This window comes from Photobacterium sp. Hal280 (assembly GCF_037162255.1).
In the GTDB taxonomy this organism is placed as follows: Bacteria; Pseudomonadota; Gammaproteobacteria; order Enterobacterales; family Vibrionaceae; genus Photobacterium.
Genome location: NZ_JARLUO010000001.1, coordinates 47,189 through 60,209, shown reverse-complemented (window position 1 = coordinate 60,209; position 13,021 = coordinate 47,189). Strand labels below are relative to the sequence as shown.

10 protein-coding genes and 2 pseudogenes are annotated in these 13,021 nt (G+C 52.1%); 10 read left to right on the top strand and 2 right to left on the bottom strand.

Annotated elements, in window-relative coordinates; genetic code table 11:
* Positions 1–58 precede the first annotated feature (58 nt).
* The 4 genes and pseudogenes from P4S53_RS22550 (at position 59) to P4S53_RS00260 (ending at position 3,808) form a co-directional block, all read left to right on the top strand.
* Positions 59–846, top strand: a pseudogene (locus P4S53_RS22550) (S1 family peptidase).
* Positions 843–1,283: a VanZ family protein gene (locus P4S53_RS00270; protein ID WP_337110848.1), complete on the top strand. Its 441-nt coding sequence runs from the start codon at positions 843–845 to the stop codon at positions 1,281–1,283. Before P4S53_RS22550 ends, P4S53_RS00270 begins: the two are co-directional and overlap by 4 nt.
* A gap of 82 nt (positions 1,284–1,365) precedes the next feature.
* The gene (locus P4S53_RS00265; protein ID WP_337110847.1) at positions 1,366–1,848 is read left to right on the top strand and encodes a CreA family protein; all 483 of its coding nucleotides are present in this window, start codon (positions 1,366–1,368) and stop codon (positions 1,846–1,848) included.
* A gap of 307 nt (positions 1,849–2,155) precedes the next feature.
* The gene (locus P4S53_RS00260; RefSeq protein WP_337110846.1) at positions 2,156–3,808 is read left to right on the top strand and encodes an AMP-binding protein; all 1,653 of its coding nucleotides are present in this window, start codon (positions 2,156–2,158) and stop codon (positions 3,806–3,808) included.
* A 98-nt stretch (positions 3,809–3,906) separates the two neighbouring features.
* Here the strand turns inward: P4S53_RS00260 and P4S53_RS00255 are convergent, their stop codons facing one another.
* Positions 3,907–5,751 (bottom strand): beta-ketoacyl synthase, encoded by a 1,845-nt coding sequence (locus P4S53_RS00255; RefSeq protein WP_337110845.1) that lies wholly within the window; start codon positions 5,749–5,751, stop codon positions 3,907–3,909.
* 211 nt (positions 5,752–5,962) lie between these two features.
* On the opposite strand from P4S53_RS00255, the gene P4S53_RS00250 reads away from it, so the two are divergent.
* On the top strand, positions 5,963–6,940 hold the full coding sequence (locus tag P4S53_RS00250) for a GlxA family transcriptional regulator (RefSeq protein WP_337110844.1): 978 nt from the start codon (positions 5,963–5,965) through the stop codon (positions 6,938–6,940).
* Positions 6,941–7,138: 198 nt separating this feature from the next.
* Positions 7,139–7,654 (top strand): hypothetical protein, encoded by a 516-nt coding sequence (locus P4S53_RS00245; protein ID WP_337110843.1) that lies wholly within the window; start codon positions 7,139–7,141, stop codon positions 7,652–7,654.
* A gap of 104 nt (positions 7,655–7,758) precedes the next feature.
* On the opposite strand, the gene P4S53_RS00240 is transcribed toward P4S53_RS00245, so the two are convergent.
* Positions 7,759–7,986, bottom strand: a complete 228-nt coding sequence (locus P4S53_RS00240) for a hypothetical protein (protein WP_337110842.1) — start codon at positions 7,984–7,986, stop codon at positions 7,759–7,761.
* A 288-nt stretch (positions 7,987–8,274) separates the two neighbouring features.
* Here P4S53_RS00240 and P4S53_RS00235 point away from each other — a divergent pair.
* From P4S53_RS00235 to P4S53_RS00220, 4 genes and pseudogenes are all read left to right on the top strand, one after another.
* Positions 8,275–9,803 (top strand): annotated as a pseudogene (locus P4S53_RS00235) (ABC transporter substrate-binding protein).
* Complete coding sequence (locus P4S53_RS00230; RefSeq protein ID WP_337110841.1) at positions 9,796–10,749, top strand: ABC transporter permease; 954 nt, start codon at positions 9,796–9,798, stop codon at positions 10,747–10,749. Before P4S53_RS00235 ends, P4S53_RS00230 begins: the two are co-directional and overlap by 8 nt.
* The gene (locus P4S53_RS00225) at positions 10,746–11,543 is read left to right on the top strand and encodes an ABC transporter permease (RefSeq protein WP_337110840.1); all 798 of its coding nucleotides are present in this window, start codon (positions 10,746–10,748) and stop codon (positions 11,541–11,543) included. The genes P4S53_RS00230 and P4S53_RS00225 overlap by 4 nt, the downstream gene beginning before the upstream one ends.
* Complete coding sequence (locus P4S53_RS00220; protein ID WP_337110839.1) at positions 11,540–12,922, top strand: ABC transporter ATP-binding protein; 1,383 nt, start codon at positions 11,540–11,542, stop codon at positions 12,920–12,922. Before P4S53_RS00225 ends, P4S53_RS00220 begins: the two co-directional genes overlap by 4 nt.
* Positions 12,923–13,021: the final 99 nt, after the last annotated feature.

Genomic DNA, 13,021 nt, shown 5'->3' with positions numbered 1-13,021 from the left:
GCAATGCGGGGCGATAGGTTCACCTTCTTTTCTGCCAGCGTGTAAGGACAAAAAAATCATGCTTTTCTGTAGCCGTCGAGTCACTCCGCTCATCATGCGAATGCTGTTCTGCCTTGGCTGTGTGCTGCTTGCAACCGCGAACACGCAAGCCGCATTGCCTGACGTGATTGCGAAAATAAAACCTTCAGTGGTCGGCGTCGGCACTTATAACAAGCTGGCGACGCCGCGGGCGAATCTCATCGGAACTGGCTTTGTCGTCGGCGATGGTACACTGGTTGCCACCAATAATCATGTTGTCCCCACGGCCATCGAAGTGGACAGGAGCACCGGCTTTGTTGTCTTTGTCGGGACAGGCACTTCGCCGGATGTGCGCACCGCAACCGTGGTCGCACGTGACAGCGAGCACGATCTGGCCTTACTGAAAATTACAGGCAGTCCCTTACCCAGCCTGTCGCTTTCCCCCGCCCGGTGCGTGAAGGTGAGATCTACAGCTTCACGGGCTTTCCCATCGGTGCCGTACTCGGCCTGTACCCGGTGACACACAGAGGTATGGTATCCAGCATCACGCCCATTGCAGTCCCGGCCCGCACCGCAAAAGAGCTATCAGTTGCGCGCCTCAAACATCTGAAAAATCCTTTTGTCGTCTATCAGTTTGATGCCACGGCCTACCCCGGAAACAGCGGCAGTCCGGTCTACCATCAGGATACTGGTGAAGTCATCGCCGTCATCAATAAGGTCTTAGTCCAAACCAGCAAAGAAAACGCACTGAGTCAGCCAAGCGCCATCACTTATGCCATTCCCGTTCGGCACCTGAATCAGCTGTTAAGCTCACGCAATCGACCATGAGCAAGCATACGGAACCTATCTCACTGTATGTTTCACTGAAAGCGCGGCAATTACTGATATGGATATGGCTGCTATTTATCTTATATGGCGTTTTTATCGCAGGACTGACCTTAATGCCGGCCGCAGAGAAAGGGTCACTGGCCGACTTAGACAGTTACGGCATATCAGGCCTGGATAAACTGCTTCATGGGCTGACTTATATGCTTTTCGCCATGCTGGCACTTTGTGTCAGCCGGCAATACCGTTTCTACACGACTCTGCTTGTCGGGCTGATGATGTTTGGCAGTCTGCTTGAAGTTTTTCAGGGCATTCTTCATCTTGGGCGCGAGAGCTCTTTTTCCGATGCCGTGGCAAATCTTTCTGGAGTCATGCTGGGCGGGTTGCTATCTTGGTATCTGGAACGGCATGCAGCCAATAAAAGCAATAGAAACCGCTAACTGAATGCACACGCCGCGAAAGCGTCCTTATTTTCCGGACGCCTTTCCACACACGATTCTTACAGAACAATGGAGACTTTGCATGAAGCGCGCTCTGCTCTTTTCTGCCATGATCGCAGGAGCATCCTTACTGGCAGGCTGTTCAGACAACGAAGTCGGTGACGTCAGTCTGGGCGTATTTACCACCAAAGACATCAAACTGAATGTGCTCAATGATCCGCTGGTCCCTGGTGTCACTTGCCACATTGCCAGCATCGAAGCGGATCTGGATTTTTCCGATCCCAGTGATTCATCCATTTCCTGCCGGCAAACCGGTGAAATTACCCCGGAAATGATCGCCGCGATTGATAAATCGAAATCAGGTGAAGTGGTATTCAAAAAGTCAAAAAGTGTTTTTTTCAAAACCATGAAAATTCGCCGGGTATTTGATCACGACAGCCAGACACTGATGTATTTGTCTTATTCCACCAAAGAAACATCAGGCAGCTATAAACACAGCCTGTCCACTGTGCCACTGTGGGGGACGAAAGCGTATCAGGCGCCTGCCGCGCCACAAGCACAGTAACGGATCCCCTTCATTCAGGTGACTGTTTACATTCAGTAACAAAAACACATGCAAACTGCATCGCAGCTCTGACAATTCACAGAGCTGCTGCAGGTGTACAGCCAGCCAGACTCTCTTCCTGCTTTATCAATGACTTCAATCGCTATTTTTGATCACTAAGTTAGATTTTTACCGCAAATACAATACAGTGATATCTTGACGCTCCACCTAAAGCCGCATTTAATTATTTAACAAGATAATAACAACCACGGAATGGAACATTACAATGACTTTGCCTTTACAGCCAGACACATTAAGGGATTCGCTCATGACGCAGGCATTACCTCATGAACGCATGTTGAAATGGGCAGAAGAGCGCCCGGATGACATTTTTCTCCGCCAGATCATTAACCGGCAGTTTACCGATTTTACCTACGCTGAAGTTGTCGACAAGGCACTTCGTCTTGTCAGCGCGTTACGTGCTCAGGGCCTCATGCCTGGCGACAAAGTGGGGTTGATCTCGAAAAACTGCGCAGAATGGTATATCTGCGATCTGGCGATGATGCTCGGCAGTTACATCAGTGTGCCTGTCTTTCCAACAGCCGGTGCAGACACCATAGAGCACTGCCTGACGCACAGTGAAGCCAAGCTGGTTTTCATCGGTAAACTGGATGATAACCGCGCGATCAACAGCGTCTGCCAGAATCTGGAAGAGATCATCACGGTGAGCTTCCCGTACCCGAATACCCCGGAATGTCAGCATTCATTCCATGCGCTCATTGACTCGCACGCACCGAGTGAAGAGCGCCCGTCCCATCAGGACAACGATGTGATGTCGCTGGTGTATACATCCGGCACATCAGGCTTACCCAAAGGGGCCATTCTTTCTTATGGCGGCTTTGCTTTTTCAGCGCAGAACCTGATCGAGCATATCGGCATCATAGAAAATGAACGTCTGTTCTCCTATCTGCCTCTGGCGCACATCACAGAGCGTGTTTATATTTTGGGGACGTCAATGATGGCAGGCGTGCAGGTTGCATTTCCCGAATCACTGGATACTTTCATTGAAGACGTCAAAATGCACCGCCCGACATTATTTATCTCAGTCCCTCGCCTCTGGACGGTATTTCAACAGCGGATTCTGGAAAAACTGCCACAGGCAAAACTGAACATCTTGCTGAAAATCCCTTTTGTGTCTGGTCTCATCAAACGCAAACTGGCAGACGGCCTGGGCCTGAATGAAGCACGGGTACTTGGCTGTGGTTCCGCTCCGGTTTCACCGGCACTGTTGCGCTGGTATGAGAGCATCGGGCTCAATATCACCGAAGCCTGGGGAATGACGGAAAACTATGCCTATGGCACACTCAATCTTCCGTTTCGTAGCGACAAGATCGGCACGGTCGGCAATGCGGGACCGGGAGTCGATATCAAGATCGCCGAAGATGATGAAATTCTGGTGCGCAGCAAAGGCCTGTTTTCTGGTTACTACAAAAACGACATTGCGACCAAAGAAAGCTTTAATGAGGCAGGCTGGCTGCATACCGGCGACCTTGGCAGTCTGGATGAAGAAGGCTTCCTGACGATTCAGGGCCGGAAAAAAGACAACTTCAAAACAGCGAAAGGCAAATTCGTTTCACCGGTTCCGATTGAAAAACGCCTCTTTGAACTTTGTGGCATTGAAATGATGTGTGTGGTGGGTTCAGGGATGCCGGCCCCTATTTTGCTGGCAGTCGCGCATGCTTACCCTAATTTTGACCGTGACAGATATGCGAAAAAAGTGAGCCGGGCGATCGAAACCATCAATCAGGAACTGGAATCACACGCCAAGATCAAAGGGGTTCTGATGATCAAAGAGCCCTGGAGTATTGAGAACGGTATCCTGACCCCTACGCTGAAAATTAAGCGTCATCTGCTGGAAAAACAGTATCACGATACCGGCTGTAACTGGCCAAAAGATCAACTGATCCAATGGGAAGAATAAACACGGCCATCGTCACCGCGACAACAAGCGGTCGTTTACATCTGTAAAAATTCGGGCAGCTTTTCGCTGCCCGAATTTTTTTGCAGAGAACAGATAGATTATTCGTAATCGGCGTACGGATTGGCAGTTGGCAATGCAATGGCTTCACCAAACGCCGACAGTGTCAGGCTGTCCTGTGTCATGGTCACTGAGGTTTCATCCATCACAGACTCACCAAAGGAATAGCGGATTTCTTCCTGACCCTGGCAAGCCTGCTGATCATGCGCAGCGGTGACGCCACGCACCTTGACATTACGTGCCAGATATTCGGCAATCGCAAGCTGACCGTATTTCTTTTGCAGCATCGCCAGGGTTTTCTGTGGCGACAGCACCAAGGCTGATGCATTGTTGCCACCAAAACCTTTGGCGTTAATGATCACGCCCTGCATATCATCACCCGCTGTGCCGGCAAAGTAATGATCCATCAGAATATTCAGATTGGACTGATGCACATCATCGGCAATATGATCAATGGTCTTGATGCCCGGAATCCAGCCGTACTGCCAGACCCCCAGAGAAGCCATCAGCTGATCGCCGGCTGCCGCACTCATTGAATGGCCGACATAAGATTTAATCGCCGTCACCGGCCAGTTTTCAATGCCAAAAGTCTTTGCCACTTCGTTGAGTATGTGGCTTTCCGTCACACGGTTTTGCGGTGTACCTGTACCATGCGCCTGGACAAAGGTTTTCTTCACACCGTCCGGGCCAAGAATGGCCTGCGCCAGCGCCGCAGCCTTCGCAACAGTGACATAGTTGCCAACGCCCGGTGCAGAAATCGATTTTTTATTGCCATCGGCATTGATAAACACATCGGCAGCAGAACCATAGATGTTTGCGCCCAGTTTCAGGGCCAGCTCTTCTTCCATCAGCACCACAAACTGGGCTGACTCTGCCATGGTAAATCCGGCGTTATCAGAAAACGGACGACAGGCCCGGCGGTTATCTACGGTTTCGCTGTCATCCAGGGCGCAGATTTGTGCGTCTTCAGCTAGCGCCCCCATCACGCGAAAACCTTCCATGATTTCCGAGACTACAGGCGCTTCGGCGTTTCCGACAATCGCCACTTTGGCCGCACCACTTTGGATGTCTTGCATGCCTTGACGCAAGTTGTACAGGAAGGTTGCACAGGCACCCATGTTGGTCCCCGTTGTTCCCACGCTGTTAATCACATAGCCATTGATGAAATCGGCTGGCATTTCAGCCAGCGATAAAGCCATCATTTTCGAGCTGACCCGGCCGCCGGTCAGCGGTGCGGCCACCATACCAGCGATGGACTGATCATCAATCTGCGCCAGCGCACTACCGGCATACACGGCCACTTCGTCGGGACGGATATGAGTCAGTATTTCCGACCAGTCAACACCCAGGGAATTGAGCGCATCTGAAGCGCCGTAAATGGTCAGTTGCAGTCCGCGCGGATGAAACCGTGAGTTATATAACTTACCCGGTTCAAAGCCACGGGGAATGTTGCCGCCGCTGCTGACAGGGAAAGTGACATAATCGGCCAGCAGCGCATCCAGCTCACCAGTGACTGTGATATGGACTTTGCTACCCTCTTCTTCCAGATGCCAGTTCTCTGGCACATGCGCGGGCAGCTTGGATTTGCGCAGCGTGAAACAGATCTGTTCATTACCGCCTGAAATCGCCGTTTTATATTGCTGCAGTACACGATTAGGATCGAAGGTTTCAATACGACGAATTAAGGTGCCGTCTTTGATCGCCTCAATCACAGTGTCAGTGATGTCACCGTCTGCCAGGCCCATTCGGTGCGCCAGATCTTGCCAGGTTGAATGCATATCGCTGGCCGGCAGTATGTCTGCCAGCATACGTTTATAACTGTGAAAACCTGAACTACGACCTGCGGCATTGATACCGCCCATTCCGACAATCAGAGGTAATTTCATTGTATGCTTCTTGCTTCATGATTTATTTGTCTATCAGATTACCAAGTTCCACTGGCAATTCACCTGGCTTTTACGCCATAATTGCTGACATAAATGCCAAACCTGCCCAAGATGACAAATTTGTGTCGGGATGAGATGCCGGCTTCAGCTCAGGTTCAGAAAAAATCGCCCCGAATAACTTACTCATGATGTTTAAAACAGAGCGCTGACCATGAAGATTGCCTTTGTCCTTTATCCGCGTGCATTAATTACAGGTATTTCTCTTGCTGCAGAGATGCTGAGCAGTGCTGCCAGCCTGAGGCCCAAACAGGATCAGAGGTCAAAGCCCGTTTCTATTTCGGTGGTTGCAGAAAGCCTTTCGCCGCCAGCGGTCAAATCCGGCTTGCGGTTACAACCGGATCTGACCCTGAAAAAATCAGGACAATTCGATTTTGTGATTCTGCCGCCTATCTGGGGCAACCCGATCTCCGCGCTGAAGCAATGCCCGGAACTGGTGTCATGGCTGAGCCGCCAGTACCAACAAGGCGCCAAAATTATCGCAACCGGTACAGGTGTGTGCTGGCTGGCCGAAACCGGGCTGCTTGATCAGCAAGTCGCAACCACGCATTGGTATTATTACGATAAATTTGCCGCGCGCTACCCGGCCGTGGTACTGAACCGCCAGGCATCCATTACTGTTGCCAATGGTTTGTATTGTACCGGCAGTATCAACTCGCAATCAGAGCTGATCCTGTACCTGATTCGTGAGCATTTTGGCCAAAGCGTGGCAAAAACGGTCGAAACGCATTTCGGGCATGAAATCTCTCAGTCGGATCAGCAACCCTTCTATCAGATTGGCGGGGAGGTCCAGTTTGATGAATCCATCGCGCTGGCACAGGACTGGATCAAACGCAACTTATCGCGGCCCATAACAGCAAAAGACGTGGCTGAGCATTGCGGTTTGCCATTGCGTACTTTTCAACGCCGATTCAAAACCCAGGTCGGCCAGACTCCGCATGAATATTTACAGTCTCTGCGCATGGAAGCGGCACAAATCCTGTTACGTGATTTCGGATTATCTGTTCAGGATGTCGCAGAGCAGGTCGGTTACCGTGATGCCCATCATTTCAGTACCCGTTTCCAGCAACAGTTTACACTGAGTCCGTCTCAGTACCGTCATATGGTCAAAGCGAAGATCTACCAGGCCTGAATTACTCACTTATGAGATTTCGCATCACTTAATTGCCAGATCAATAACTTAGCTCCATTCCCTGCCTCACTGATAGTCACCCAGTCGCTATGCTATTAGTAACGAACAATTCAATAAGGTCTCGAGTTTAACTGGGGTAATGCCTGTCTCGATGAACTGGAAAATCAAGTGATGTATGGTCGTCTCCCAGTGTTTTTCATGCTGTTCGTAGCTTACTCTGCTTCCAGCGCCCCTCCTCTGCCTCTGCCGACCAGCACCACAAAACTGGATGCCCGCTCCTGCCGGTTAGACCTTTACCATCTGGCCAGAAATCAGGACAACAACATTGCAGCGGATTTTCAGATTGCGCTCGTCGCGGATCACGGCTTTAACCGGCGGTATGTCGCACTGAAAGCCGATATCTCTTATCCAGTCGGCTTTGAAAACTTCAGTTATTTTCGTACCGGCCAGCCTGTTGAGATTTTTACCGCGGACTGGAAAAAGTATTACGGCAATCTGAACTTGTCAAACGCTTCCCGCAGTTACAGCATTTCCCATTTGGTCAGATTAGGCAGCACGAGTCCAAGGCAAGCTTTTGACCTCTTAGTCAGGCTGATCGCAGAAGATGAAGGCCGTTTTGAATTGCGCAGTGCTAGCAAGCACTATCGATTCTATCTGGAAGACGGTCATCTGAATGATTTTTTGGATTGCCTGAGAAACCAGGTGACAAAATAAGTGGAACAGCAGCAAGAAGGATGTCCCGGGGTTAACATCACAGCCACAGAAAGAACAAACGCCAGCACTGTGTGCTGGCGTTCGGTATCTGGCATGTATGAATCTTATCGGCCTTGAACCGGCTCGTATTCACCTTCAATTACACGCCCTTTTGGCGTGGTATTATCAGCTTGTGCTGCATTGAAAGTGGCAAATTCTTTCGCTAGCTTGCGCTTGAGGAATGGCTGAGCAATGAATGCAATCAAGGCCATCGTCAGTCCCATGACTGCCGCAAAGGTCAACGCAAAGAAACCTATAACCAGTGCGATCACACCAGTAAGGATATTTTTCATCTGTCACCTCATTATCAGGTACAGGAAACAGGACAATACCTGCATCCAGGCACTCAGCCTCGCACAACAAAGTTGAATGCAGCTTGAACAGACCATAAATTGTCAGCACTTTTTTGCTTGCCGTAAAGATAGGGAGTTATTTCGAGGTTACTTACCGGCAACCCCTGATATCACCTTAACGTCTTCGAGATGATTCACTTTTCTTGCACTCCAGAAAAATCCGCTAGACATGAGAACCTTTCTCATGCTGGAATATTGTTATGTTATAACAAATCAATTTAAAGGCACATGAAAAAAATCTTCTTGCTCACCTTAGTAATTGCAGCTGGCGCCCTCGTCTTTTGGCAACCGTCTTCGCCGGCCCCCAGACACTGGCCATTTCCGGCCCGTTTGAATTTAACAGCCAGGATCTGTCGAAAGACGGATTTCTGTTTTCCCGCTTGCAAGCGGTGGAATCACTGGTCGGCATCAACGAACAGGCTGAACTCTATCCGCTGCTGGCTGAAAGCTGGCAGCAAAGCACAGACGGCCTGAACTGGGTCTTCAACATCCGCCCAGGGGTCAAATTCCACGACGGCAGCCTGCTGACGGCCGACGCAGCAGCTCAGTCGCTCAATCAGGCACTGGCTAAGCCGGGTGTCATTCGGCAGGTGCCTGTACAGTCGATTCAGGCCAGGGACAACCAGGTGATCATCACGCTGGATCGTCCATTCCGCGCGCTGCCTTCAGTGCTGGCACACTACTCGACCGCGATTGTGATCCCCGGCTCTTTCAGCGATAACGGCAAGATCGTGGCACTTCAGGGTACAGGTCCGTATCAGATCGACGCGCTGCAGCCACCACACAAAGCCAAAGCCAGCCGTTTTGCCGACTACTGGGGCCAAAAAGCGCACATTGAAACCATTGAATATCTGGCAGGCCACCGTTCTGAAAGCCGGGCGTTACTGGCGCAAAGTGGTCAGATGGATCTGGTTTACACGCTGGATCCTATCAGTATTGAGAGCCTGAAAGCGGCCAACAATCTTCAGCTGCATGTCGAGTCCATGCCGCGTACTGTGCTGGTAAAGCTCAACAACGCTCATCCGTTTCTGAATCACAAGCCGGTGCGTCAGGCATTGAGTCTGGCCCTGGATCGTGAAGGGATTGCCCAATCGGTGCTGCGTTTACCGGGTTCGGAAGCCTACCAGCTTTTTTCCCCGGCATTAGGGGCCTGGCATATTAACCAGCAAGACACGGCTCAGCGTAATCTGGAACAGGCCAGACATCTGCTTGCTGAACAAGGCTGGCGCACGAACGAGCAGGGCCTGCTGGAAAGAGACGGCAAGGTTTTTCGCCTTCAGCTTGTCACTTACGCCGATCGCCCGGAACTGCCGCTGATCGGCACAGCACTTCAGGCGCAATGGCGTGAGCTGGGCATCGATGTTCAGATTTCGATTGATAATTCCAGTGCAATCCCGGCCAAACATCATGACAACAGTCTTGAAATGGCCCTGATCGCCCGCAACTTCGGTACTCTGGCAGACCCATTACCGCTGCTGATGAATGACTTCGCCACTGAAAAAGGCTCAGACTGGGGACCGATGCACTGGTCTTCGCCGACCTTCACTCGCCTGCTTGCCCAACTGGCGGCAGAACCGGACTCAGTGAAATACCGCCAACTGGCCCGGCAGGCTGCCGGCTTACTGGCCGATGAAATGCCGCTGATTCCGGTGACTTATTACCGTCAGATTGTTGCGGTAAACGACAAGATCAGCGGCTTCTCGTTCGACCCGTTTGAAATCAACTACCGGGTGTCGGAGATGCAGTTCAATGATTAAGATACTGTTCTCTCGGCTCTGCCAGGCGCTGTTTGTCGCCTGGTCTGTCGGCACACTGACCTTTGTCCTGATGCGCCTGATCCCGGGTGATATCGCTTATCGTATTGCAGCAGGACGCTATGGCTACGACTACGTCGATGCCGAAGCGGCACAAGCGGTTCAGACTGAACTGGGGCTGGATCGCTCCGGCATTGAGTTGTATTTCAACTGGTTGTGGGATTTGCTGCACTTTAATCTGGGTAACTCTCTGGTCAGCGGCGAACCTGTCATACAGGCACTGTCTCACCAGTTAGGCCACTCATTGCTGCTGGCGGCGGCAGCCACTGCTTTGTCGCTGCTCATTGCGATTCCGGTGGGCCTGTATTGCGGCCGCCGCGTTAATCAGTGGAGCGACCATGCGGCGCTGTTCAGTGCCATTATCATTAAAGCCCAGCCGGTATTTCTGATTGGTCTGCTGCTCGTACTGGTCTTTGCTTTGCATTTCAACCTGTTCCCAGTGGCAGGTTTCGGCGGTCCGGAATACCTGGTATTGCCTGCACTTGCGCTGGCACTCAGTATGGCAGCCATGTCGAGCCGTATGATCCGCAACGCTACCCATCAGGTGCTGAACGCGCCCTACTTTCAGTTTGCCCGGCTGAAAGGACTGAGCCACGAACAGGCTTTTACCCGCCATGGTCAGCTCAATATCGCGCTGCCCGTCATGGCTTTCGTCGGCATCCAGGCGGTCAGCCTGGTGGAAGGTATTGTGATGATTGAATCGCTGTTCTCCTGGCCAGGTATCGGTCATGCTTTATCCCACGCGATTTTTCGTCGCGATATCCCTGTGATTCAGGGTGCCGCCCTGCTGATGGGCCTGCTGTTTGTTGCCATCAATACCCTGGTCGACATCTCACAGTACCTGCTTGATCCACGCCAGCGTCTGGCGAAGCAACAGGTGATGGCATGACAGTATTCACATCACTTTCTCGCCGTCAGTGGCTGGGCCTCTGTGTGCTGGCCGCACTGGTACTGTTCACTGCCATTGAAACATTGCTATATCGTGGCGATCCGGCGCAGCAATCCCTGTCTCAGGCATTTGCCGCACCAAGCTGGCAGGAGCCGCTCGGCCGCGACCATTACGGACGCAGTAACTATGCCCGTCTTGGCAGCGCCATCACGACATCTTTGCTGATGGCACTGGTGAGTGTGGTAACCTCGGCGGTGTTCGGCCTGCTGACAGGCATCATCGCCGCATGGAAAGGCGGCTGGTGGGATAAAACCTTGTCTTGGCTGGTGAACATCTTGCTGTCGTTGCCGGGTTTGATTCTGGTGCTGCTGTTTGGCGCGATGGTGCCGGGCTCCTTCATGATCCTGTATCTGGCGATTTCACTGATGCTTTGGGTTGAATATTTCCGGGTGGTTCGCAGCCGTACGCAGGTGCTGCTGCGCTCAGCGGAGATCGAAGCCTCCCGCCTTTATGGTTTTGGTGCCTGGTACCAGTTCAAACGCCACCTCTGGCCAGAGCTGAAAACGGATCTGTTCACGCTGGGTTGTTTTGGCGCCGGTAACGCCATTCTGGCACTGGCTTCCATCGGTTTTCTCTATGTCGGACTCAAGCCGCCTGAAGCCGAACTGGGCCTGATGATGGTGGAATTGTTCCGTTACTACCAGCAGGCGCCCTGGGTGCTGATGCAACCTATCGCTGTGGTCTTTTTACTGGTGATGAGTTTCCACCTGCTGGCACAAGGTAAGCCGTCATGAACGTACTCTTAAATGTCGAACAACTCTCGGTGAAGGCGCAGCATCACATGCTGGTCAATCCGCTGTCCTTTGAATTGCGCCAAGGTGAAGCCGTCACGATTCTCGGTGAAACCGGCTCAGGCAAAAGCCTGTTAGCCAATGCCATTATCGGCACCCTGCCCGACACACTGTCGATGCAAGGGCGCATTCACCTGTTCGGACAGGCGCAGCAGGATCTGAACCTGTCCGAGCGGCAGAAGCTGTGGGGGAAAAAACTCTCGGTACTGCCGCAAGAGCCCTGGTATGCGCTCAGCCCTCTGATGGCCGTGGGTGATCAGGTCCGTGAAGTGCATGAGATCGTCAACAATGATAAAGCGCAGGCACAAGCCCATACCGAGCGCGCGTTCGCCAGCGTGGCGCTGAAACAGGATATGGCGAAATACCCGCATCAGCTCTCCGGGGGCATGGCGCAACGGGTGGCGTACCTGTGTGCAACGCAGGCAGGCGGTGAGCTGCTGATCGCCGATGAACCGACCAAAGGGCTGGATGCCAGCCGCAAAGATCAGATCATCGAGCAACTCGTCAGCCACAAACAACGCGGTGCTGTTCTGACCATTACCCACGATATTGAAGTTGCCCAGCGGTTAGGCGGTGAGATCATCGTGATGAAAAAAGGCGTCATTCAGGAGCGCGGTCCGGCCGAACGCCTTCTGCAACAGCCGGAATCCGCTTACGCCAAAGCATTGATCGCCGCCGATCCCCGCTTCTGGCCGCAGACAACGCTGACAGATATCAGCCAGCCGCTGATAGAAGCCGAATCACTGACGATGCAATTTGGCGATACAACGCTGTTCCGCGATCTGAGTTTCACACTGGCAGAAGGTGAAATTCTCGGCATCAGCGGCGACAGTGGCTGTGGTAAGTCAACACTCGCGGATGTGATCCTGGGTTTACAGGCCCCCGCTGCGGGGCGCATGGTGAACAAACAGCAGCTCAGAACCGGTGATGCGCTGAAACTGTATCAGGATCCCCCCAGCGCACTTGCCAAAAGTGTCACGCTGCAGACTTTGCTCAATGATGTGTGCCGTCACCATCAGTTGGATACCCGTCAAATTCAACCGCTGATGCAACGACTGGCACTTTCTGAGGATCTGCTGAGCCGTAAAGCCACTCAGGTTTCTGGCGGCGAACTGCAGCGCTTTGCCATTTTGCGGGCACTGCTGATGAAACCTAAGCTGCTGATCGCCGATGAGCCGACATCACGTCTCGACCCGATTACGGCAGCCAGTACGCTCCGGTTGATTGTGGAACTGACTCAGGAGATGGGATGCGCTTTAGTGCTGATCAGCCATGACAAAATAGCGCTGGAGAAAATCTGTCACAAGATCATTGCGTTGTAGAGATAAACCGACTCAGGAAATTGAGACAGGTGCCGAAGTCTGGCTATGACCAGGGCTAACCAGATTCCTACGGTAAAGCAAAAAAAGAGGTCAGCGTAA